The sequence below is a fragment of the Pseudomonas sp. B8(2017) genome (assembly GCF_002113575.1).
Classification (GTDB): Bacteria; Pseudomonadota; Gammaproteobacteria; order Pseudomonadales; family Pseudomonadaceae; genus Aquipseudomonas; species Aquipseudomonas putida_Z.
In genome coordinates, this window is sequence record NZ_NEIO01000005.1 from 253,857 (window position 1) to 277,541 (window position 23,685).

Annotated in this window: 20 protein-coding genes; 6 read left to right on the plus strand and 14 right to left on the minus strand. The window is 62.8% G+C overall.

What is annotated here, in order from left to right; genetic code table 11:
• Positions 1–5: 5 nt before the first annotated feature.
• Positions 6–437, minus strand: a complete 432-nt coding sequence (locus CAG22_RS10855; RefSeq protein ID WP_025337838.1) for a DNA polymerase III subunit chi — start codon at positions 435–437, stop codon at positions 6–8.
• 49 nt (positions 438–486) lie between these two features.
• Entirely contained in the window at positions 487–1,980 is a 1,494-nt protein-coding gene (locus CAG22_RS10860; protein WP_085705458.1) for a leucyl aminopeptidase, read from the minus strand.
• A gap of 301 nt (positions 1,981–2,281) precedes the next feature.
• Between CAG22_RS10860 and lptF the strand changes: the two genes are divergently transcribed.
• The gene (lptF, locus tag CAG22_RS10870; protein WP_025337841.1) at positions 2,282–3,397 is read left to right on the plus strand and encodes an LPS export ABC transporter permease LptF; all 1,116 of its coding nucleotides are present in this window, start codon (positions 2,282–2,284) and stop codon (positions 3,395–3,397) included.
• Positions 3,390–4,451, plus strand: coding sequence for an LPS export ABC transporter permease LptG (lptG, locus tag CAG22_RS10875; protein WP_025337842.1), 1,062 nt, complete (start codon positions 3,390–3,392; stop codon positions 4,449–4,451). Before lptF ends, lptG begins: the two co-directional genes overlap by 8 nt.
• Before the next feature lie 177 nt (positions 4,452–4,628).
• On the opposite strand, the gene CAG22_RS10880 is transcribed toward lptG, so the two are convergent.
• The 6 genes from CAG22_RS10880 to gcvH all read right to left on the minus strand — a co-directional run bounded on the left by CAG22_RS10880 (position 4,629) and on the right by gcvH (position 11,707).
• Positions 4,629–5,117 (minus strand): RDD family protein, encoded by a 489-nt coding sequence (locus CAG22_RS10880; RefSeq protein WP_075043880.1) that lies wholly within the window; start codon positions 5,115–5,117, stop codon positions 4,629–4,631.
• Between the two features lie 91 nt (positions 5,118–5,208).
• Positions 5,209–5,421 (minus strand): cold-shock protein, encoded by a 213-nt coding sequence (locus CAG22_RS10885; protein WP_003257941.1) that lies wholly within the window; start codon positions 5,419–5,421, stop codon positions 5,209–5,211.
• 356 nt (positions 5,422–5,777) lie between these two features.
• Entirely contained in the window at positions 5,778–6,899 is a 1,122-nt protein-coding gene (gene gcvT, locus CAG22_RS10890) for a glycine cleavage system aminomethyltransferase GcvT (RefSeq protein ID WP_085705459.1), read from the minus strand.
• Positions 6,900–6,926: 27 nt separating this feature from the next.
• Positions 6,927–8,303 carry an L-serine ammonia-lyase gene (locus CAG22_RS10895; RefSeq protein ID WP_085705460.1) on the minus strand — a complete coding sequence of 459 codons (1,377 nt, stop codon included), beginning with the start codon at positions 8,301–8,303 and terminating at the stop codon, positions 6,927–6,929.
• A gap of 153 nt (positions 8,304–8,456) precedes the next feature.
• A complete protein-coding gene (gcvP, locus tag CAG22_RS10900) occupies positions 8,457–11,312 on the minus strand; it encodes an aminomethyl-transferring glycine dehydrogenase (protein WP_085705461.1) in 2,856 nt (951 codons plus the stop codon).
• Between the two features lie 11 nt (positions 11,313–11,323).
• Positions 11,324–11,707 carry a glycine cleavage system protein GcvH gene (gene gcvH / locus CAG22_RS10905; protein WP_003257943.1) on the minus strand — a complete coding sequence of 128 codons (384 nt, stop codon included), beginning with the start codon at positions 11,705–11,707 and terminating at the stop codon, positions 11,324–11,326.
• A 473-nt stretch (positions 11,708–12,180) separates the two neighbouring features.
• Between gcvH and CAG22_RS10910 the strand changes: the two genes are divergently transcribed.
• The 4 genes from CAG22_RS10910 (at position 12,181) to CAG22_RS10925 (ending at position 16,575) form a co-directional block, all read left to right on the plus strand.
• Positions 12,181–14,238, plus strand: a complete 2,058-nt coding sequence (locus CAG22_RS10910; protein ID WP_025337847.1) for a carbon starvation CstA family protein — start codon at positions 12,181–12,183, stop codon at positions 14,236–14,238.
• A gap of 13 nt (positions 14,239–14,251) precedes the next feature.
• Positions 14,252–14,455 carry a YbdD/YjiX family protein gene (locus CAG22_RS10915; RefSeq protein ID WP_003257949.1) on the plus strand — a complete coding sequence of 68 codons (204 nt, stop codon included), beginning with the start codon at positions 14,252–14,254 and terminating at the stop codon, positions 14,453–14,455.
• 108 nt (positions 14,456–14,563) lie between these two features.
• Positions 14,564–15,910, plus strand: coding sequence for a cache domain-containing protein (locus CAG22_RS10920; RefSeq protein ID WP_085705479.1), 1,347 nt, complete (start codon positions 14,564–14,566; stop codon positions 15,908–15,910).
• A 32-nt stretch (positions 15,911–15,942) separates the two neighbouring features.
• Positions 15,943–16,575, plus strand: coding sequence for a response regulator transcription factor (locus tag CAG22_RS10925; RefSeq protein WP_085691748.1), 633 nt, complete (start codon positions 15,943–15,945; stop codon positions 16,573–16,575).
• Here CAG22_RS10925 and gltS read toward each other — a convergent pair.
• From gltS to arcA, 6 genes are all read right to left on the minus strand, one after another.
• Positions 16,572–17,771, minus strand: coding sequence for a sodium/glutamate symporter (gene gltS, locus CAG22_RS10930; RefSeq protein ID WP_085705462.1), 1,200 nt, complete (start codon positions 17,769–17,771; stop codon positions 16,572–16,574). The two genes, CAG22_RS10925 and gltS, sit on opposite strands and share 4 nt — an antisense overlap.
• 309 nt (positions 17,772–18,080) lie before the next feature.
• Positions 18,081–19,589: a sigma-54-dependent transcriptional regulator gene (locus CAG22_RS10935; RefSeq protein ID WP_085705480.1), complete on the minus strand. Its 1,509-nt coding sequence runs from the start codon at positions 19,587–19,589 to the stop codon at positions 18,081–18,083.
• Positions 19,590–19,787: 198 nt separating this feature from the next.
• Entirely contained in the window at positions 19,788–20,156 is a 369-nt protein-coding gene (locus tag CAG22_RS10940; RefSeq protein WP_013971111.1) for a DUF5064 family protein, read from the minus strand.
• A 55-nt stretch (positions 20,157–20,211) separates the two neighbouring features.
• Positions 20,212–21,141, minus strand: a complete 930-nt coding sequence (gene arcC / locus CAG22_RS10945; RefSeq protein WP_003257953.1) for a carbamate kinase — start codon at positions 21,139–21,141, stop codon at positions 20,212–20,214.
• A gap of 180 nt (positions 21,142–21,321) precedes the next feature.
• The gene (locus CAG22_RS10950; protein ID WP_025337853.1) at positions 21,322–22,332 is read right to left on the minus strand and encodes an ornithine carbamoyltransferase; all 1,011 of its coding nucleotides are present in this window, start codon (positions 22,330–22,332) and stop codon (positions 21,322–21,324) included.
• A 69-nt stretch (positions 22,333–22,401) separates the two neighbouring features.
• Positions 22,402–23,655, minus strand: a complete 1,254-nt coding sequence (gene arcA, locus CAG22_RS10955; RefSeq protein ID WP_075043890.1) for an arginine deiminase — start codon at positions 23,653–23,655, stop codon at positions 22,402–22,404.
• Between the last annotated feature and the right edge of the window lie 30 nt (positions 23,656–23,685).

Genomic DNA, 23,685 nt, shown 5'->3' on the forward strand with positions numbered 1-23,685 from the left:
CGTCGTCAAAGTCGCTGTAAGCGGTGGTCTTGCAGAGCATAGCCCTGTTCACGGTAGAAACGGAATCGTTCACGGGCCGATTGGCGGATGCCTGGCTCTTCAACGACTATTTCGGCCACCCGTTCGAACTGGCCGACGAAGGCCGGTACGCCGGCACCCAGGTTGATCAACAGGTCGTGGTGGTCGCCTGCACTGTCGGCGGCCAGGCCCAATGCCACGCTGGCATCGGCATGTACCTCCGCGAGGTCGTGGGGCACGAAGGCCTCGCCCTTGAAACGCCACAGGCGTTGGTCCAGCTCGCTGCGCTGCTCGGCGTCCTGGCAATGCAGGTAGACCCGGTGGCCAAGGCGCCAGGCCTTTTCGCACAGCTTGCAGGCGAAATCGAGCCGCGCCGAAAGCGAGTCGGTGGGCAGGATGTAGAAATCGACTTTGCTCATGGTGGTATCGCCGGCCGGTGGCGCGCGGGGCACCACCGGCTTCATGGCGTCAGGCGCCAGCGCGGTCCAGCAGGTACTGGGTCAGCAGGGGCACAGGGCGGCCAGTGGCGCCCTTGTCCTTGCCACCGCTGACCCAGGCGGTGCCGGCGATGTCCATGTGCGCCCAGTCGTAGGCCTTGGCAAAGCGCGACAGGAAGCAGCCGGCGGTGATGGTGCCGGCCTTCGGCCCGCCGATGTTGCCCATGTCGGCGAACGGGCTGTCCAGCTGCTCCTGGTACTCATCGAACAGCGGCAGCTGCCAGGCACGGTCGTCGGCGCGCTTGCCGGCGTCGAGCAACTGGCCGACCAGGTCGTCGTTGTTGCCCATCAGGCCGGTGGTGTGGCTGCCCAGGGCGACGATGCAGGCACCGGTCAGGGTGGCGATGTCGATGACTGCCTGCGGCTTGAAGCGCTCGGCGTAGGTCAGGGTGTCGCACAGCACCAGGCGGCCTTCGGCGTCAGTGTTGAGGATTTCCACGGTCTGCCCGCTCATGGTGGTGACGATGTCACCCGGGCGGGTGGCGCCGCCGCTCGGCATGTTCTCGGCGCAGGCCAGCAGGCACACCAGGTTGATCGGCAGCTGCAGCTCGAGCACCGCACGCAGGGTGCCGAGCACGCTGGCGGCACCGCACATGTCGTACTTCATTTCGTCCATGCCGGCACCAGGCTTGAGGCTGATGCCACCGGTGTCGAAGGTAATGCCCTTGCCCACCAGCACGAACGGCTTGTCCGCCTTCTTGCCGCCCTGGTAGTTGAGCACGATCAGGCGTGGTGGCTGGTCGCTGCCCTGGCCGACGGCGTAGAACGCGCCCATGCCCAGGTCCTTGATCTTCTTCTCGTCCAGCACTTCGACTTTCAGCGCCTTGTGCGCCTTGCCCAGGTCCTTGGCCTGTTCGGCCAGGAAGCTTGGGTGGCACAGGTTGGGCGGCAGGTTGCCCAGGTCGCGGGTGAAAGCCATGCCGGTGGCGATGGCGCTGGCATGCTTGACGGCACGCTCGACCTCGGCCTGGCCGGCCTTGTCGGCCAGCAGGGTGACCTTCTTCAGGGCGCGCGGCTCGGCCTTCTGGCTCTTGAAGCGATCGAACACGTATTCGCCGTCGAGCAGGGTTTCGGCCAGCAGGCGGTACTTGCCATAGTGGGCATCGCGGTTGCTGACCGCGATGTCGTCCAGGGCCAGCACTGCGTCAGCGCCGTTCAGGCCCTTGAGCACGCCGGCGACGCTGGCGACCAGTTTGCGCCAGGCGCGGTCGCCCAGGGCTTCGTCCTTGCCGCTGCCCACCAGCAGCACGCGCTCGGCCTTCAGGCCCGCGAGGTTCTGCAGGAGCAGGGTCTGGCCCGGCTTGCCGGCCAGGTCGCCACGCTTGAGCACGGCACTGATGGCGCCCTCGCTGGCCTGGTCGACGGCCTTGGCCACGGCGCCGAGCTTGCGGTTTTCACCTACCGGGAGGACCAGGGTGGCGGTTTTTACGGATGCAGCAGCTACGCTTTTTACAACCAGTTCCATGTCAGGATCCCCGAATGATCGATACAGTCGGCGCTGTGTGTTCCAGCGCTCTGGACGGGCCTGGCCGCGTCGTCGCGCGCCAGCGGAAAAGCTGCCAGTTTGAGCCTGCGGCGAGCGTGCTGACAACCCCGTTATGCGCCTTCATGCGCGGCGAAGTGACAGGGGCGGTCAATCACAGGATAATGCGCGCACTTTACATGGAGGTTCGCCTTTGGCGAACCGGCATTGGTCTTGGCTGTACTAAGTCATTGTCTGGCGCCATTGATTGGCAGTCCGCCCTGACAACCCAGGAGTGTCTGGTTTGATCGTCTTTCGTTATCTGTCCCGCGAGGTCCTGGTGACCTTGAGCGCCGTCAGCGCCGTGCTGCTGGTGATCATCATGAGTGGGCGCTTCATCAAGTACCTGGCCCAGGCTGCCCAGGGTGTGCTCGACCCGAGCGTGCTGTTCCTGATCATGGGCTTCCGTCTGCCGGGCTTCCTGCAGCTGATCCTGCCTCTGGGGCTGTTCCTCGGCATTCTCCTGGCGTACGGGCGCCTGTATCTGGAAAGCGAGATGACCGTGCTGTCGGCCACCGGCATGAGCCAGCAGCGCCTGCTGGGCCTGACCATGGCACCGGCCGCCCTGGTCGCCCTGCTGGTGGCCTGGCTTAGCCTGAGCCTGGCGCCGCTGGGTGTTGCCCAGGTGCAACAGATCATCAGCCAGCAGGATGCCCTGACCGAGTTCGACACCCTGGTGCCGGGCCGCTTCCAGACCCTGCGCGACGGCTCGCGGGTGACCTACACCGAAGAGCTGTCGGACGACCGCATCAACCTGGCCGGGGTGTTCATTTCCGAGAAGCGCTTCAACCAGGACAAGACCAAGGACCGCGCCCCATCGGTGCTGGTTGCCGAAAAAGGCCACCAGGAAATCCAGGCCGACGGCAACCGCTATCTGGTGCTGGAAAACGGTTACCGTTACGACGGCAACCCGGGCCAGGCCGATTACCGTGCAATCAAGTACGACACCTACGGCGTGCTGCTGCCCAAGCCGGAAGTCGCCGAGGAAGTGACCGATCGCGAAGCCATCCCCACTTCCGAGCTGATCGGCAAGAAAGGCCTGCGTGAGCGCGCCGAGCTGCAATGGCGGCTGTCGCTGCCGATCCTGGTGTTCATCGTCACCATGCTGGCGGTGCCGCTGTCCCGGGTCAACCCGCGCCAGGGCCGCTTCCTCAAGCTGCTGCCGGCAATTCTTCTGTACATGGCCTACCTGACAATGCTGATTTCCGTACGTGGCGCCCTCGAGAAGGGCAAACTGCCGATCGCCCTGGGCATGTGGTGGGTCCACGGCCTGTTCCTGCTGATCGGCCTGGGCCTGATGTACTGGGAGCCGCTGCGTCTCAAGCGCGCCGCCCGTCGTGCGGAGGTGGCCCATGGGTAAGCTCGACCGCTACATCGGCCAGAGCGTGCTGCTGGCCATCCTCGCCGTGCTGGGGATCATCCTCGGCCTGGCTTCGCTGTTTGCCTTCATCGACGAGATGAGCGACCTGAGTGACACCTACACGGTGATGGAGGCGGGCAACTTCGTCCTGCTGACCGCACCGCGGCGCCTGTACGAAATGCTGCCGATGGCTGCCTTGATCGGCTGCCTGATCGGCCTGGGCAGCCTGGCCAGCAGCAGCGAACTGACCATCATGCGTGCTGCCGGGGTTTCCATCGGGCGCATCGTCTGGGCGGTGATGAAGCCGATGCTGGTACTGATGCTGGTCGGCCTGCTGATCGGCGAGTACGTGGCGCCGGTGACCGAGAACAAGGCCCAGGCCGACCGTTCCCTGGCCCAGGGTGGTGGTGATGCGCAAAGCTCCAAGCGCGGCATGTGGCACCGCCAGGGCGAGGAGTACGTGCACATCAACGCCGTGCAGCCTAACGGCCTGCTGCTGGGTGTGACCCGTTACCGCTTCGACAGCGAGCGCAAGATCGTCACCTCGAGCTTTGCCCGCCGTGCACAGTACCAGGACGACCACTGGATGCTCAGCGACGTGCGCACCACCTTCTTCCGTGGCGATCACACCGAAGTGGTGACCGCGCCGCAGGAGCGCTGGGACGTTTCGCTCACGCCGCAGCTGCTCAATACCGTGATCCTGGCGCCGGAGTCGCTGTCCATCACCGGGCTGTGGGACTACATCCACTACCTGTCCGACCAGGGCCTGAACAATGCCCGTTACTGGCTGGCGTTCTGGACCAAGGTGTTGCAGCCGATGGTGACCGCGGCGCTGGTGCTGATGGCCATTTCCTTCATCTTCGGCCCGCTGCGTTCGGTAACCCTTGGCCAGCGCGTGTTCACCGGTGTACTGGTGGGCTTCGTGTTCCGCATCGCCCAGGACCTGCTGGGGCCTTCGAGCCAGGTGTTCGGCTTCCCGCCGCTGCTGGCGGTGGTGATCCCGGCAGGCATCTGCGCGCTGGCCGGTGTGTGGTTGTTGCGCCGGGCAGGTTGATGGCCTGAGCTGTACAAAAAAGCCGACCTCAGGGTCGGCTTTTTGCTGGTATTTGTGTTGCCTTCTTCGCGGGCTTGCCCGCTCCCACAGGTTCATCACAGGTCCTGAGGATGGTGAGGTTCCTGTGGGAGCGGGCAAGCCCGCGAAGAGGCCGGAGCAGGCAATACAAGTCTCAGTTCATTTCTTCTGCTTCGGCACCCGCACCAGCTGGCTTTCCGAATAGATGTCATGCCAGCCCCTCTGGCGCTTGTCGATCAACACCCAGAAAAACCCCAGCCCCAGGCACAGCCACGAGGCAATCGACACCACGAAGCGCAGCAGCGCCTGCCACAGGCTGATGGCCGTGCCATCGGCGTTCTGCACCCGCACGCCCCACACCTGCATGCCCAGGGTCTGCCCGCCATGGGTCCAGAACTTGGCAAAGAAACCGAACAGGACGAACAGCAACACGGTGGACAACAGCGGGTCGCCGTCCAGTGCGCCAGCCTCGGTCAGCTCACGCATGCGGGCTTCGCCGATGATCGCCATCTGGATCATCTTGTAGGCACCGGCGGTCACGATCAGCAGCGCCGTGCACAGCAGGAAGTCGTAGAACATCGCCGCCAGGCGCCGGCCCAGGCCGACCGGCGGAAAATCACCCTGGGGTGTGAGCAGAGGCTTGGACATGCAAAACGGCTCCAGAAGACGAAGCCGCTATTCTACGGGCAAAAAAAAGCCCCTGCACTTGGCAGGGGCTTTTCTCGAAGTCGGGTTCGGCTTAGCCGGCGACCTGAACTTTGTCAGCCTGCATGCCTTTCTGGCCCTGGACTGCTTCGAAGGTGACCTTCTGGCCTTCTTTCAGGCTCTTGAAGCCGTTACCTTCGATAGCGCGGAAGTGCACGAACAGATCCGGACCGCTTTCTGGGGTGATGAAGCCGTAACCTTTTTCGTCATTGAACCACTTGACGGTACCGTTCTGACGCTCAGCCATTGTCTTATTTCCTATGAAGCTTGAATTTTGATGACAGTTTCTTTTGCAATAAAGGAAGCAAAAGATTACTGGGCTGGGTTGCAGGAAAGTAAGAGACGTCGAACGGGTTGTAGCAGATTGCGGCTACTGGCCCAGGTCACGAACTGTTGCGACCCATGCAAACACAGTGCAGTGACTCTACGCCAACTCCCGAGCGAAAAACAAGCCCTTGGTCGTATGGAAAATCGGCCGTTTGCCGATAACCGACCGATTTGTCGGAAACGGCATGGCGCCTGGCCTGGCGCCATGTTCAAAAGTTATTGGACAGGTTCGAAAACGAATATGTCGAACCTGCCCGCAACCTTCACAAAGCGGCTTCAGCCCCGGTAGTAACGTTGTGCCACGAAAGGCATTTTGCTGACTTTCAAGGCAACCTTCTTGCCGCGCACCACGGCAAACAGTGGGGTGTCGATAGCGCTATGTTCACTATCGATATAACCCATTGCTACAGGTGCACCGAGTGTCGGGCCAAAGCCGCCGCTGCACACTTTGCCTACAGGTTTATCGTTTGCATCGACAATATCCGCGCCTTCACGTACTGGGGTACGCTCCTGCGGCAACAGGCCCACACGTTTGCGCTCCACACCATCGCGCTGATGAGCGAAGATGGCCTCGGCACCCGGGAAACCGGCGGCACGCGCGCCATCGGCACGGCGAACCTTGGAAATGGCCCATAACAGGCTGGCTTCCACCGGCGTGGTTTCGGTGTTCATGTCGTGGCCATACAGGCACAGGCCGGCTTCCAGGCGCAGCGAGTCACGCGCACCCAGGCCGATCGGCTGTACTTCGGGCTCGGCCAGCAGGCGGCGGGCCAGGGCTTCGGCGGCATGTACCGGTACCGAGATTTCGTAGCCGTCTTCGCCGGTGTAGCCCGAGCGGCTGACGAAGCAGTCTTCACCCAGCAGTTTCACCGGGCGGAACTGCATGAAGGTCATGCCGGCCACTTCCGGGGCCAGGCGCTCCAGCACCTTGACCGCCGCCGGGCCTTGCAGGGCCAGCAGAGCGCGCTGCTCGAACAGCGGCTGCACCTCGCAACGGCTACCGATGTGCGCTTGCAGGTGGGCCAGGTCCTGGTCCTTGCAGGCGGCGTTGACCACCAGGAACAGCGTGTCGTCGCCCAGGTTGGCGACCATCAGGTCGTCGAGGATGCCGCCTTGCTCATTGGTGAACATGGCATAGCGCTGCATGCCCACCGGCAGGTCGATGATATCTACCGGCACCAGGCTTTCCAGGGCCTTGGCGGCATCGCTGCCGCGCAGGGTGATCTGGCCCATGTGCGAGACATCGAACAGGCCGGCCTGCTCGCGGGTGTGCAGGTGTTCCTTGAGCACGCCCAACGGGTACTGCACCGGCATGTCATAGCCGGCGAACGGCACCATGCGCGCACCCAGTTCCAGGTGCAGGGCGTGCAGTGGGGTCTTGAGCAGTGTTTCGGACATCGGTGACTCCTTGCTGTTGTTGTCGGGTCAACATTCGATGATGTTGACGGCCAGGCCGCCACGGGCGGTCTCTTTGTATTTGCTTTTCATGTCGGCGCCGGTCTGGCGCATGGTGCGGATGACCTTGTCGAGCGACACGTAGTGCTGCCCGTCGCCGCGCAAGGCCATGCGCACCGCGTTGATCGCCTTCACCGAGCCCATGGCGTTGCGCTCGATGCAAGGCACCTGGACCAGCCCGCCAATCGGGTCGCAGGTCAGGCCCAGGTTGTGTTCCATGCCGATTTCGGCAGCGTTCTCCACCTGCTGCACGGTGCCGCCCATCACCTCGCATAGCGCCCCGGCGGCCATCGAGCAGGCCACGCCAACCTCGCCCTGGCAGCCTACTTCGGCGCCGGAGATGGAGGCGTTTTCCTTGTACAGGATGCCGATGGCCGCGGCGGTGAGCAGAAACCGCACCACCCCGTCCTCGTTGGCTCCCGGTACGAAGCGCATGTAGTAATGCAGCACCGCCGGGACAATGCCCGCCGCGCCGTTGGTCGGCGCGGTGACCACACGCCCGCCGTAGGCGTTTTCCTCGTTCACCGCCAGGGCATAGAGGTTGACCCAGTCGAGTACCGACAGGGCATCGCGCAGGCTGGCTTCCGGGTTGCGGCTCAGCTGGCGGTACAACGCCGGTGCCCGGCGCTTGACCTTGAGCCCGCCCGGCAGGATGCCTTCATGCTGGCAACCGGCTTCGACGCAATCCTGCATCACCTGCCAGATGCGCAGCAGCCCGGCACGGGTTTCCGCCTCGGGGCGCCAGGCCGCCTCGTTGGCCAGCATTACCTGGCTGATCGACAGGTTTTGCCCGATGCAATGGCCGAGCAGCTCCTTGGCGGTCTTGAACGGGTAGGTCAGCGGTGTGCTGTCCTCGACGATGCGGTCGTGGCCGGCAGCGTCCTGGTCGACCACGAAACCGCCGCCCACCGAGTAGTACTCGCGGCTGCGGATTTGCAGGCCGGCCTCGTCGAAGGCGCGGAAGATCATGCCGTTGGGGTGGTAGTCCAGCGGCTTGCGGATCATCGCCAGGTGCTGCTTTTCGATGAACGCGATGCTGTGCTCGCCGAGCAGGTTCAGCCGACCGCTGTCGCGGATGGCCTGCAGGCGGGCAGGGATGGTGTCGGTGTCGATGACATCGGGGTGTTCGCCTTCAAGGCCCAGCAGCACGGCCTTGTCGCTGCCGTGGCCCTTGCCGGTGGCGCCGAGCGAGCCATACAGCTCGGCCTTGACGCTGACCGTGCTGGCGAGCAGGCCATCACGGCGCAGCCCTTCGGCGAAGCGCGCGGCGGCGAGCATCGGGCCGACCGTGTGCGAGCTGGAGGGGCCGATGCCGATCTTGAACAGGTCGAAGACGCTCAAAGACATGGTGGACCTCCAGCCAGGAATATTGGGCAAACGGTGAACCCTGTGGGAGCGGGCGTGCCCGCGAATGCGTCGTTGAAGCCAACATCGCATTCGCGGGCACGCCCGCTCCCACAGTGGACCACACCTCGAGTCAGGTGGCGGGCCCGAGGGCTATCAGGCGTCCTGATAGCTCTCGATCGACGGGCAGGCGCACACCAGGTTGCGGTCGCCGAACACGTTGTCGACCCGGCCGACCGGCGGCCAGTACTTGCCTTCCACCAGGCTCGGCAGCGGGTACACCGCCTGCTCGCGGCTGTAGCCATGGGCCCATTCGCCAACCAGCTCGGCCGCAGTGTGCGGGGCGTTCTTCAGCGGGTTGTCGTCCTTGTCCAGGCTACCGTTCTCGACCGCGCGAATTTCTTCGCGGATCTGGATCATCGCGTCGCAGAAACGGTCCAGTTCTTCCTTGGACTCGCTTTCGGTCGGTTCGATCATCAGCGTGCCCGCCACCGGGAAGGACATGGTCGGGGCGTGGAAGCCGAAGTCGATCAGGCGCTTGGCCACGTCGTCGACGCTGATACCGCTGGTGTCCTTGAGCGGGCGCAGGTCGAGGATGCACTCGTGGGCCACCAGGCCATTGCCGCCGGTATACAGAACAGGATAGTGCTCTTCCAGGCGACGGGCGATGTAGTTGGCGTTGAGGATCGCCATCTGCGAGGCACGCTTGAGGCCGGCACCGCCCATCATGCGGATGTACATCCAGGTGATCGGCAGGATGCTGGCGCTGCCGAATGGCGCAGCGCAAACCGCGCCCTCGGTGTTTTCCAGCTGCGCGTGGCCGGGCAGGAACGGCGCCAGGTGCGACTTGACGCCGATCGGGCCGACGCCCGGGCCGCCACCGCCGTGCGGGATGCAGAAGGTCTTGTGCAGGTTCAGGTGGGATACGTCGCCGCCGAACTTGCCCGGGGCGCACAGGCCGACCATGGCGTTCATGTTGGCGCCGTCGATGTACACCTGGCCACCGTTGTCGTGGATGATCGCGCAGATTTCGCCGATCGCTTCCTCGAACACGCCGTGGGTCGACGGGTAGGTGATCATGATCGCGGCCAGGCGCTCGCGGTGCTCGATGGCCTTGGCGCGCAGGTCCTCGACATCGACGTTGCCGCGGGCATCACAGGCGGTGACCACCACGCGCATGCCGGCCATGTGCGCGGTTGCCGGGTTGGTGCCGTGGGCCGACGACGGGATCAGGCAGATGTCGCGGTGGCCTTCGCCACGGCTGCGGTGGTAGGCGCGGATGGCCAGCAGGCCTGCGTACTCGCCCTGGGAACCGGCGTTGGGCTGCAGCGACACGGCGTCGTAGCCTGTGGCGGCGCAGAGCATGGCTTCCAGCTCGGTGGTCATCTGCAGGTAGCCCTGGCTCTGCTCGGCCGGGGCGAACGGGTGCAGGTTGCCGAACTCGGCCCAGGTGACCGGGATCATTTCGCTGGCGGCGTTCAGCTTCATGGTGCACGAGCCCAGCGGGATCATGCTGCGGTCCAGCGCCAGGTCCTTGTCGGCAAGGCGGCGCAGGTAGCGCATCAGCTCTGTTTCGCTGTGGTAGCGGTTGAATACCGGGTGCGCGAGGATGGCCGACTGGCGCAGCAGGGCGGCAGGCAGCAGCGAGCCGGTGCTGGCGGCCAGCGCGTTGAAGTCCGGCTGGGCCTGGTCGCCACCGATCAACTGCCACAGGGCCTCGACATCGGCCTGGCTACTGGTTTCGTCCAGCGACAGGCCCACGTGGGCCGCGTCGATCTGGCGCAGGTTGATGCCCTGGGCGCGCGCCCTGTCATGCAGGCTGGCAGTGGCACTGCCGGTGGCCAGGGTCAGGGTGTCGAAGGCGCTGGCGCCCACTACCTGCGCGCCCAGGGTCTTCAGGCCGGCGGCCAGGATCGCGGTCAGGGCATGGGTACGTTCGGCGATGCGCTTGAGGCCGGCCGGGCCGTGGTATACGGCGAACATGCTGGCGATGTTGGCCAGCAGCACCTGGGCGGTGCAGATGTTGCTGGTGGCCTTTTCGCGGCGGATGTGCTGCTCGCGGGTCTGCATGGCCAGGCGCAGGGCGGTCTTGCCGAAGCGGTCGATCGACACGCCGACCAGGCGGCCCGGCATGTCGCGCTTGAACGCGTCACGGGTGGAGAAGTAGGCCGCGTGCGGGCCACCGAAGCCCAGTGGCACGCCGAAGCGCTGGGCGCTGCCGATGGCTACGTCGGCGCCGAACTCGCCCGGCGGGGTCAGCAGGGTCAGGGCCAGCAGGTCGGCGGCCACGGCGACCAGGGCGTTGGCGGCGTGGAAGCGCTCGACCACTTCGCGGTAGTCGAACACTTCACCGTTGCTGGCCGGGTACTGCAGCAGGGCGCCGAAGAAGGCGCTGACATCGCCCAGCTCGCGCTCGTCGCCGACCACGATCTCGATGCCCAGCGGCTCGGCACGGGTGCGCAGCACGTCGAGGGTTTGCGGGTGGCAGTGCACGGAGGCGAAGAAGGCGTGGCTGGCCTTGTTCTTCGACAGGCGCTTGCAGAAGGTCATGGCCTCGGCCGCAGCGGTGGCTTCGTCGAGCAGGGAGGCGTTGGCGATCGGCAGGCCGGTCAGGTCGCTGATCAGGGTCTGGAAGTTCAGCAGCGCTTCCAGGCGGCCCTGGGAAATTTCTGGCTGGTACGGGGTATAGGCGGTGTACCAGGCCGGGTTTTCCAGCAGGTTGCGCAGGATCGGCGCCGGAGTGTGGGTGTTGTAGTAGCCCTGGCCGATGTAGCTCTTGAACAGCTGGTTCTTGCCGGCGATGGCCTTGAGCGCGGCAAGCGCGTCGGCTTCGCTCTGGCCGTCGTGCGAGCCGAGCACGCTGGTGCCTTTGATGCTGTCGGGAATGACCGCGGCGGTCATGGCTTCCAGCGAGTCGAAGCCGAGGGCGGCCAGCATGGCCTGCTCGTCAGCGGCGCGCGGGCCGATGTGGCGGGCGATGAATTCGTTGGCGGTGCCGAGGTTGATGGTCATGGTGGGGTTCCTCAGGCGTCGTCGTTGGCTTTGATCAGGCGGTCGTAGGCGTCCTGGTCGAGCAGGGCGGCCACGGCGCTGGCGTCGGCGGGAATGAAACGGAAGAACCAGCCTTCGCCCATCGGGTCTTCGTTGACCAGTTCCGGGCTGTCTTCGAGTTGGTCGTTGATCTGGACCACTTCGCCGGTCAGGGGCATGTACACACCACTGGCGGCCTTGACCGACTCGACGGTGGACGCTTCGCTGCCTTTCTCATACTGCTGCAACTCTGGCAGTTGCACGAAAACCACATCGCCAAGGGCGTTCTGGGCGTAGGCGGTGATGCCCACGGTGACGCTGCCATCGGCTTCGACGCGCAGCCATTCGTGATCTTCAGTGAAACGCAACTCGCTCATGGGGAATCCTCGGGAAGCAGGGCGTTAGGCGCAGTGGCTCCGCGCTCTTGGGGTTGGGATTCCCTTAGCAAAAATGCGGCCAATCGTTAAAAATCGTTATAAATCAATATGTTAATTATTTTACGTAATCATTTTGTCATTCTTGTGGAATGAAAACGCTACAGCGGGTGGGGGATGGAAAAGGGTTTGGGGATCAAACCCTTGCACAGCCGTATCCGAATGGATGTGTATCGATTTGAATACGGCGTATCGAAATCGATACGAGCCTGCCTGCAGGGCGCGAGTTACAGCCGCCAGCCCTTCAGGCAGTCCTTTTTGCGATGCGCGGTCTACGTAGTTCTACGTAGATCGCGCCCGTAGTACTGCGAATTTTCTTGTGGACCAGGGATGGCGAAAGTGTCGCCGTCCTTATCCGGACACATACAACAACAAAAGCCGTCGCAGGTTTACCACCCGCGACAGGAGAAAATTCGATGACCACACTGGCTACCCGAATTGCCTGGTTTGCCGTTGCCTTGCTTGGTGCATTTGCGCTGGGCACGCTTGCCCTACGCAGGGGCGAAGCCATCAACGCCCTCTGGATCGTGACCGCAGCAGTTGCCATCTACCTCATTGCCTATCGTTACTACAGCCTGTTCATCGCCAACAAGGTGATGCAACTGGACGCCGCACGCGCCACGCCCGCCGTGCTCAACAACGACGGCCTGGACTACGTACCGACCAACAAGCACATTCTCTTCGGGCACCACTTTGCTGCCATTGCCGGCGCCGGCCCTCTGGTTGGCCCGGTGCTCGCCGCACAAATGGGCTACCTGCCCGGCACGCTCTGGCTGATCGCCGGTGTGGTCCTGGCGGGTGCTGTCCAGGACTTCATGGTGCTGTTCATCTCCACCCGTCGCAATGGTCGCTCCCTGGGCGAACTGGTACGCGAAGAGATGGGCTCCATCCCCGGTACCATCGCCTTGTTCGGTGCCTTCCTGATCATGATCATCATCCTCGCGGTGTTGTCGCTGATCGTGGTCAAGGCGCTGGCGGAGAGCCCCTGGGGCATGTTCACGGTAATGGCCACGTTGCCGATTGCAGTGTTCATGGGTGTCTACATGCGCTACCTGCGCCCAGGGCGTATCGGTGAGATCTCCGTGATCGGCGTGGTCTTGCTGCTGGCGTCCATCTGGTGCGGTGGCCTGGTCGCCGCCGACCCAGTCTGGGGGCCTGCGTTCACCTTCACCGGGTTGCAGATTACCTGGATGCTCATCGGCTATGGCTTCGTTGCCGCGGTACTGCCCGTCTGGCTGATCCTGGCGCCACGGGACTACCTTTCGACCTTCCTCAAGATCGGGACCATCGTCGCCTTGGCAATCGGCATCCTGGTCATCGCCCCCGACCTGAAAATGCCAGCCGTTACCCACTTCATCGATGGCACGGGCCCGGTCTGGAAGGGCGCCCTGTTCCCCTTCCTGTTCATCACCGTGGCTTGCGGCGCGGTGTCTGGCTTCCACGCGTTGATCAGCTCGGGTACCACACCCAAGCTGTTGGCCAATGAAAGTCATGCCCGTTACATCGGCTACGGCGCGATGCTGATGGAGTCCTTTGTCGCGATCATGGCCATTGTCGCGGCATCGGTCATCGAACCTGGAATCTACTTCGCCATGAACAGCCCGGCCGCCGTGGTGGGTGGCGATGTCGCGACCGTGGCGGCTACCGTGAGCAGCTGGGGCTTCACCATAACGCCGGAGATCCTGCAACAGACTGCCGCCGACATTGGCGAGCACACCATTCTGGCTCGCGCCGGAGGAGCGCCGACCTTGGCCGTGGGGATTGCCCAGATCCTCCACCAGGCGCTGCCAGGCGAGAACACCATGGCGTTCTGGTACCACTTTGCAATTCTCTTCGAGGCACTGTTCATCCTCACTGCCGTCGATGCCGGCACCCGTGCGGGACGCTTCATGCTGCAGGACCTGCTCGGCAATTTCGTGCCGGCACTGAAGAAGACCGACTCCTGGACAGCGAACCTGATCGCTACCGCAGGTTGCGTGGCCATGTGGGGCTGGCTGCTGTACCAAGGGGTGATCGACCCGCTGGGTGGCATCAATACCCTGTGGCCGCTGTTCGGCATCTCCAACCAGATGCTGGCCGGGATCGCGCTCATGCTCGGCTGTGTGGTGCTTATCCGCATGAAGCGTCAGCGATACGTCTGGGTTACCTTGATTCCAGCCGTCTGGCTGCTGATCTGCACCACTACGGCCGGTCTTATCAAGCTGCTGGACAAGGACCCCTCGATGGGCTTCCTGGCGCTTGCCAAGAAGTACAGTGATGCTGCCGCCGCAGGCCAGGTACTGGCGCCTGCGAAGGATCTGATGCAAATGCAGCACGTTGTGTTCAATGCCTATACCAACGCGACGCTGACAGCACTGTTCCTGTTGGTGGTCCTGAGCATTCTTTGTTTTGCCGTGAAGGTTGGGCGCCGTGCCTGGGTAATGCCCGAGCGCACCGACAAGGAATCACCGTTCCAGCCACAGCCGGACGCCTGAGGGGGCGCCCGGAATGTTCAATGACCTGAGCAAGATGGGTAAGTACCTGGGGCAAGCCGCCCGGATGCTGGTCGGCATGCCAGACTACGACGCCTATGTGGAGCACATGCAGCTCAAGCACCCGGAAAAGCCGCTGATGTCCTACGAGGCGTTTTTCCGGGAGCGACAGGAGGCACGTTACGGTGGTGGGAAGGGACGCCCTGTTCGTTGCTGCTGAGCGCTGACAAGCCCCGGCAGGCGCAACGTTCATCGTGGTGCTCTCGCATTGTAAGGCCGGCAGCAGGCATAGTGCTGTTGCCGGCCCGCTCCTGCATTGGAAATGACCATGCAACTCAAGCACAAGATCGTCACCCTCAGTGTGCTTCCACTCATCCTTTCGGTCCTGTTCATCTGTGTCCTCGTGTTTGCCCAGAGCCGCAAGCTGGAGGAGGAACAGGCACGCCTGGTCGAAAGCAGCATCATGGCAGCAAAGAAGGCCGAGTTGAAAAACTACCTGGGCCTGGCGATGAGCCTCATCGCGCCGTTGTATGAAGGCAGCACCGATGATGAAGCAACTCGGCAGCGTGCACTGGAGATCCTGTCCCAAGCCAACTTCGGCCTCGACGGCTACTTCTTCGTGTACGACCAGCAGGGCAAGAACCTGATGCACCCGAGGCAGTCCGAGCTGGTTGGCAAGCAACTCATTACGCTGACCGACAAGAACGGGCTACCGGTCATCCAGGCGCTACTCAAGAGCGCCAGGGAGGGCGATGGATACCAGCTGTACGACTGGCAGAAGCCTTCTTCCGGGCAGATTACCGGGAAACTGTCATATGTCGTGATGCTGGACCGTTGGGGCTGGATGCTTGGCACAGGCATATACATCGACGATGTGGAGGTGGCGACCCGCAAGTCTCGGCAAGAAGTCGCTACCGGGGTACTGACCACGGTTCTGGCGATCGCCTCGTTCTCGTTGATTGCCGTACTGGTGATTTTTACCGGTGGCCTGATGCTGAACGTCAGTGAACATCGCCTGGCGGACCGTAAGCTTTCCACGCTCAACCAGCGGATCGTGAACCTGCAGGAGGAGGAGCGCTCGCGGGTTTCGCGTGAACTGCATGACGGGATCAGCCAGGAGCTGGTGTCGATCAAGTTCCAGTATGAGCTGGCCGCCATCGAACTGGCCAACGGCCGAAGCGAGGGCCTGGAAAACCTGCGCAAAGGTACTTGCAGGCTTGGCGCGGCGATCGGTGAGATACGCCGTATTTCCCATGATCTGCGCCCCTCGCTTCTGGACACGTTGGGGTTGTCACCGGCCATCGAGCAACATGTCAGTGAGTTCGAGCAACGTACTTCGATTCACACTCAGTATGAATGTGGAATGGATGCGGCGGACATCGATACCAGCCTCAGGTTGACGCTGTTCCGCATCATTCAAGAGGCCCTGGCGAACGTGGAGCGTCATGCCAAGGCTACTGCAGCGATCGTTTCCGTCACGCAACAGCAGGGCATGATCGTGTTGCGTGTCGAGGACAACGGGGTAGGGTTCGACACCCGTGCAGCAGACGAATGCCACGGTATCGGCCTGAGGAACATTCGCGAACGAGTGGAGCACCACTCGGGTAGCGTCAACATCGCATCCTCTTACGGCCGTACCGAACTACAAGTGCAGATACCGGTTACGATCAGCTGAGCAGCTTTGCCACTCCAACCCTCGAGGCCCCCATGAGCGTAACCCATCCGGTCAGAATCGCCCTGGTCGACGACCACGTCCTTGTGCGTGATGGCGTCAAGGCTCTGCTGTGCGCGATCCCGCATTTCGAGGTGGTCGGCCAGGCCGAGTCAGCGGCCCAGGCAATCGAGTTGGTAGCGAGTACCGAAGTGGACATCCTCCTGGTCGATGTAGGGCTTCAGGACATGAATGGGTTGGAGCTCACGCGCAAGCTGCGCGAACTCTACCCGGATATCAGGATCCTCATGCTGAGCATGTACGACAACCAGGAGTACGTGCGCACTTCAATCAGTTCCGGAGCGCTAGGTTACGTGCTGAAGAACGCGCCCTCCGCAGAGCTTATCGCGGCCATCGAGGCCATCGCCGCGGGAGGACGCTTCTACAGCTCGGAAATCACTCGCAAGCTCGCCGGGAGCAACCGGGACGAGCACGAGCTGACACCCCGTGAACTGCAAGTGCTGTCAATGATCGCCAAGGGGCACAACAACAAGAAAATGGCCCGAGAGCTGGATATCAGTGTCCGAACAGTTGAAACCTACCGGCTGAGCATCAGGCGCAAGCTCAACATCGATACGCCTGCGGCACTGGTGAAATACGCCCTGGAACACGGCCTGACTTCGATCTAGGCAAACCAGGGCAGCGCCAGATATAGCTTGATGACGATGACATTGATGATGTCGATGAAGAACGCCCCCACCATCGGCACCACCAGGAAAGCAATGCGCGAGGCTCCGTAGCGCTGGGTCACCGCTTGCATGTTGGCGATTGCCGTCGGCGTTGCGCCCAGGCCGAAACCACAGTGCCCGGCAGCCAGTACTGCTGCATCATAGTTGCGGCCCATGACCCGGAACGTGACGAATATCGCGAACAGTGCCATGACCAATGTCTGTGCGGCGAGCAATGCAAAGAACGGTAATGCCAGTGCTGAAAGGTCCCACAGTTTGAGCGACATCAAGGCAATAGCCAGGAATAACGACAAGCTCACATTGCCCAATACCGAGACTTCCCGCTCGAAGACTTGATAAAAGCCGAGCGCCGAAAGGCCGTTTCGCAACACCACGCCCACGAACAGTACGCAAACGAACGTTGGCAGTTCAAATGCAGTGCCTTTCAGCAAACCGTTAAGTAACGAGCCTGCGAGCAAACTGACAGCGATCAGCGCCAGTGTTTCGATAAATGAAAACGGTGTAATCAGGCGCTCTTTGTCCGGTTGTTCGAAACCCTTGGGCAGTTGTGGTGCTGCTTCTTCGATACCAGGCGTCGATACCCGCTTGATCAGCAACCTGGCGACCGGGCCACCAATCAGGCCGCCCAGTACCAGGCCGAAGGTAGCTGATGCCATTGCCAGCTCGGAGGCTGAGGCCAGGCCAAACTTTTCGGTAAAAGTGGCCCCCCACGCGGCGCCTGTACCGTGACCGCCGGACAAGGTAATAGAGCCGGCCAGCAGGCCCATCAGCGGGTCGAGGCCCAGTGCCGTTGCCAGGCCGATACCCATGGCGTTCTGGACCAGCAGCAAGCCGGTTACCACCAGCAGGAACACGGTAACCACGCGGCCACCTTTTTTCAGGCTGGCGAAGTCTGCACTCAAACCAATGGTGGCGAAGAATGCCAGCATCAGAGGGGTTTGCAGTGAAGTATCGAATTGCACGTGGATATCGAAACTGCGCAACGCCAAGAGCGCCAAGGCCACTACCAGGCCGCCAGCGACAGGTTCAGGAATATTGTAAGTGCGCAGGAAACCAATACGCGCGACCAGGCCGCGCCCCAATAACAGTACCAAAGAGGCGGCTACAAGCGTCCCGTAAAAATCGAGTTCAAACATCAGGTGCTCTCGTTATATCCAGTAGCGGACCACTTCCCGCTATGGGGCGGACAAGTGGGGTGACAGGTGGGAATACACTGTCACCATTCTACGAGGCATCCGTGGGAGAGTATCTTTCACTGGCGTAGGAAAAGCCTGAATAACAACCGGATTATTACAATAACTATCAGGGGCCGCTTTGCGGCCCATCGCAGGCAAGCCAGCTCCCACAATTACCGAGACAACCTCGAGAGCAACGCCGTACCTGTGGGAGCTGGCTTGCCTGCGATGGGCTGCGTAGCAGCCCCGGTTGACGCTATCTGGCAGGTATCAGGCTTTGCCCGGTATTCCATATTTGCGCAGGCGCTGCGCAATGGCGGTATGTGAAGTTTGCAAGCGCCCGGCCAGTTGCCGCGTCGATGGGTAGCTGGCGTACAGGCGTTGCAGCAGCTCGCGCTCGAAATCGCCCACGGCCTGTTCCAGGCTGGCCACTTCGCCGTCCTGGCCACGGGCCACCGAGGTGCCGGCGATGTCCAGGTCACCGATATCCACCAGGTTGCCCTCGCAGATGGCTGCGGCGCGGAATATCACGTTCTGCAGCTGGCGCACATTGCCCGGCCAAGGGTTGGCCAGCAGTGCCGAATGGGTGGCCGGGGTCAGCCGGCAGGGTGGGCGCTGGATCTGCGTGCAGGCCTGCTGCATGAAGAAATGCGCCAGCATCAGGATGTCCTGGCCACGGTCGCGCAGCGGTGGCACTTGCAGGTTGAGCACGTTCAGGCGGTAGAACAGGTCTTCGCGGAAGCTGCCTTCGGCGACCATGCGCTCCAGGTCGCGGTGGGTGGCGCTGATGATGCGTACATCCACCTTCACTTCGCGGTCGCCACCCACCCGGCGGAAGCTGCCATCGCTGAGAAAACGCAGCAGCTTGGCCTGCAGGTATGGCGACATCTCGCCGATTTCATCGAGAAATACCGTGCCCTGGTTGGCCAGCTCCATCAGCCCGGGCTTGCCGCCCCGTTGCGCGCCGGTGAAGGCGCCGGGGGCGTAGCCGAACAGTTCGCTCTCGGCCAGGCTCTCGGGCAGCGCGGCGCAGTTCAGGGCCAGGAATGGCGCCGCATGGCGGCTGCTGATGGCGTGGCAGGCGCGGGCTACCAGCTCTTTGCCGGTGCCGGTTTCGCCATGCACCAGCAGCGGTGCATCAAGCGCCGCCACGCGCAGGGCGCGGGCCTTGAGGGTGCGGATGGCCGGTGACTCGCCGAGCAGGGCATCGAAGCCTTCGGCATGGTCGTGGTGCATGGCCGACAGGCGTTCGCCCATGCGCGTGGGTGGGTACAGCGTCAGCAGGCCACCGGTGTTGGTGATCGGCATGGCGTCCAGCAGCAGGCTCTGGCCGTTGAGCTGCATCTCGCGCATGGGCAGGTGGAAGTTGTTGTCCAGCAGGGCCTGCAGCAGCGCCGGGTCGCCGAACAGTTCACCCACCGAGCGCCCGGCCGATTCGCGGCCGCACAGCTCGATCAGTGCCGGGTTGGCCAGCAGCACCTTGCCGGCACTGTCCACGGCCAGCACCGGGTCGCTCATCGCCGCCAGCAGGGCATCGAGCTGCAGGTGCCGGCGTTGGCCAGGGAGGATGTCGACCACATCCACCGATTGCACGCCATGTACCTCGAACAGCGCGTCGTGCAGTTCTTCGAGCACGGCGGGGCTGAGGGTAGGGGCGTCGATGTAGACGTTCGGCGGGACCATCTCCACGGCGTCCAGGTTGAGGTTGCGGGCACCGAGCAGGGCGAGGACTTCCTGGGTGATGCCGACGCGGTCGATGAAGCTGACGTGGATGCGCATGGGGACGGTGCGGTTGTGGCTGGGGAGGGCGGTAGTATGCCTCAACATCGCCGGGGCCGCTTTGCGGCCCATCGCCGGCAAGCCAGCTCCCACCTCGGTCTCATCGGCCTCAAGGCCTGCGCAGTACCTGTGGGAGCTGGCTTGTCGTGGCGACGAACCGCGGCGATGGGCTGCAAAGCAGCCCCCCGATTATCGAAATCACTCCAGATGTTCAGGCTTGATCGGATCGCCCGACTTCACATCCAGCTTTTCGCGAATGTCCGCGAACATATGGTCATAAAGCTTGTGCGGCGAACTCAGGCTCTCGAATTTCTTCGGTGGCTTCAGGTACGACTGCGCCCTTCGGCTCAGTTGCATGAGGAAGCTGGGCAACACCTGGTCCTTGGCCAGGAAGAACTTTTCTTCCACTGGCTTGCCTTCGATGCTGCCATGCATCTTGAACTGGATGCCTCTGCCTTCCTTGGGGTCCGACACTGCCTCGTATTCGATGTTCAGGTCATAGCTGTGGTCATTCTGGTTCAGCGCGGTGCGCTCGATGTGTACATGACCGGGCTGGTACTGGGCCATGGCAAGCTCCTTTGGAAGGTCGAAAATGGCGGGCGCTGGCGCCCGCCCACTGCATTCAACGGTAGCTGATCCCCGGCTTCGCGGTGGAAACCCGCGTGCCGGCGGTGCCTTTGACGATGTCTTCGATGTTCTCCAGCGAACTGATCACTGCCACTTTGCCGGTGTTGCGGGCAAAGTCGCAGGCCGCCTGCACCTTCGGCCCCATGGAGCCGGCGGCGAAGCCAAGGCGTTCGAGTTCGTCGGGGTGGGCCTGGGCAATGGCCTTTTGCGTGGGCTTGCCCCAGTCAACATACGCCGCATCGACGTCGGTGGCGATTATCAGAAGGTCGGCGTCCAGCTGCTCTGCCAGCAGGGCCGAGCACAGGTCCTTGTCGATCACCGCCTCGATGCCCTTGAGCTTGCGGTTCTCATCGTACATGGTGGGGATGCCGCCGCCGCCGGCGCAGATCACGATGCTGCTCTTTTCCAGCAGCCACTTGATCGGGCGGATCTCGAAGATGCGTTTGGGTTTCGGGCTGGCCACCACGCGGCGGTACTTGTCGCCGTCGGCCTTGACCACCCAACCCTTTTCCTTGGCCAGGCGCTCGGCCTCTTCCTTGCCATAGACCGGGCCGATGAACTTGGTCGGGTCCTTGAAGGCGGGGTCGTTGGCGTCCACTTCGACCTGGGTCAGCAGGGTGGCGAACGGCACTTCGAAGGCCAGCAGGTTGCCCAGTTCCTGTTCGATCATGTAGCCGATCATGCCCTCGGTCTCGGCACCCAGCACATCCAGCGGGTAGGCCTCGTCGGGCTTGTAGGACAGGCCCTGCAGCGACAGCAGGCCAACTTGCGGGCCGTTGCCGTGGGCGATGACCAGCTCGTTGCCTGGGTGGATCTTGGCGATCTGTTCGGTGGCGGTGCGGATATTGGCGCGCTGGTTGTCAGCGGTCATGGGCTCGCCGCGACGCAGCAGGGCGTTGCCGCCCAATGCAACAACGATACGCATGGGGAATGTCCTTTAACGAAAAGAATGAGCTGCCGCTGCACGGAGGCTGCCGGGTTCCCTGTGGGAGCGGGCGTGCCCGCGAAGAGGCCAGGCCAGACACCATCATTGGTGCGGCTGACGCATTCGCGGGCATGCCCGCTCCCACAAGTACAGAGCAATCCTCCGGTAGGCGGGTATGGCTTACAGGTCAGCCAGTGTCGACACCAGGATCGCCTTGATCGTGTGCATGCGGTTTTCCGCCTGCTCGAAGGCGATGCAGGCCGGCGACTCGAAGACGTCGTCGGTCACTTCGATACCGTTGGCCAGGTCCGGGTACTGTTCGGCGATCTGCTTGCCTACCTTGGTTTCGGAGTTGTGGAACGCCGGCAGGCAGTGCATGAACTTGGTCCGCGGGTTGCCGGTGGACTTCATCAGCTGTGCATTCACCTGATACGGCTTGAGCAGCTTGATGCGCTCACCCCAGGCTTCGATCGGCTCACCCATCGATACCCACACGTCGGTGTGCACGAAGTCCACACCCTTGACCGCGGCAACCGGGTCTTCGGTGAGGGTGATGCGCGCACCGCTTTCCTCGGCGTACTTGCGGCAACGCTCGACCAGGTCATCATGCGGCCACAGCGCCTTGGGCGCGGCGATGCGCACGTCCATGCCGAGCTTGGCGCCAATCAGCAGCAGCGAGTTGCCCATGTTGTTGCGGGCGTCGCCCAGGTAGGCGTAGCTGATGTCGTGCAGCGGCTTGTCGCTGTGCTCACGCATGGTCAGCACGTCGGCGATCATCTGGGTGGGGTGGTATTCGTCGGTCAGGCCGTTGAACACCGGAACGCCGGCGAACTTGGCCAGCTCTTCGACGATTTCCTGCTTGAAGCCACGGTACTCGATGGCGTCGTACATGCGCCCGAGCACGCGGGCGGTGTCTTTCATGCTTTCCTTGTGGCCGATCTGCGAGGAGGTCGGGTCGATGTAGGTGACATTGGCGCCCTGGTCATAGGCAGCCACTTCGAAGGCGCAGCGGGTACGGGTAGAGGTTTTTTCGAAGATCAGCGCGATGTTGTTGCCTTTCAGGTGCTGCTGCTCGGTGCCGGTGTACTTGGCGCGCTTGAGGTCGCGGGACAGGTCCAGCAGGTAGCGCAGCTCGCGGGTGCTGTGGTGTTCCAGGCTGAGCAGGTTGCGGTTGTGAATATTGAACGCCATGACTTTTCTCCTTGAGTTTGGTGAGCACACCGGCCGCCGCTTTGTGAGGGCGGCCGGGGGTAATGGTCGTTAGTAGTCGATCGGGTCGCGCACGATCGGGCAGGTCATGCAGTGGCCGCCGCCACGGCCCCGGCCCAGTTCGCCGGCGCTGATGGTGATGACTTCGATCCCGGCCTTGCGCAGCAGGGTATTGGTGTAGGTGTTGCGGTCGTAGCCAATGACCACGCCCGGCTCGATGGCCACCACGTTGTTGCCGTCATCCCACTGTTCGCGCTCGGCGGCAAAGCTGTTGCCACCGGTCTCCACCACGCGCAGCTTGACCCCAAGCTGCTCGCCCACCACTTCGATGAACGACTTGTTGATGCGGCGCACGTCCATGCCGTAAGGCTTGCTTTCGTCCGGACGGATGATGAACGGCACGATCTCTTTCACCACTTCCGGGAAGACCGTGACCAGGTCGCGGTCGCAGAAGCTGAACACGGTATCCAGGTGCATGGCGGCGCGCGATTTCGGCAGGCCTGCGACGATCACTTCCTTGACGGCGCCCTTGGCGAACAGGTTCTGCGCGAGCTGGCCGATAGCCTGGCGCGAGGTACGCTCGCCCATGCCGATCAGCACGATGCCCTTGCCGATCGGCATGACATCGCCGCCCTCGAGGGTGGACTGGCCATGTTCCTTGTCCGGGTCGCCATACCACACCTGGAAGTCGGCGTTGGTGAACTGTGGGTGGAACTTGTAGATGGCGGTAGTCAGCAGGGTTTCCTGGCGTCGCGCCGGCCAGTACATCGGGTTGAGCGTGACGCCGCCGTAGATCCAGCAGGTGGTGTCGCGGGTGAACTGGGTGTTGGGCAGCGGTGGCAGGATGAAGCTGGAGTGGCCCAGGTAGTCGTTGTACATCTTGACCACCTCGGCACCTTCGCTCTGCGGCAGGTCCTGCCCGGCGACGCCGCCGATCAGGAACTCGGCCAGGTGGCGTGGCTCGAGGCCTTCGAGCCAGCTGCGCACTTCATTGGTCAGGCCCACGCCGACGGTATCGGGGGTGATCTTGCGATCGAGGATCCACTTCAGTGCCTCGGGTTGCTGGACGATGTCGGTCAGCAGGTTGTGCATCTCCAGCACATCCACGCCACGTTCGCGCATCTTGGTGACAAAGTCGAAATGGTCACGCTTGGCCTGGTCGACCCAGATCACGTCGTCGAACAGCAGCTCGTCACAGTTGCTCGGCGTCAGGCGCTTGTGCGCCAGGCCCGGCGAGCAAACCATGACCTTGCGCAGTTTGCCGGCTTCGGAGTGGACACCGTACTTCTGTTTTTCAGCGGACATGATTTCATTCCTCCAGTTGAACGAAGACGT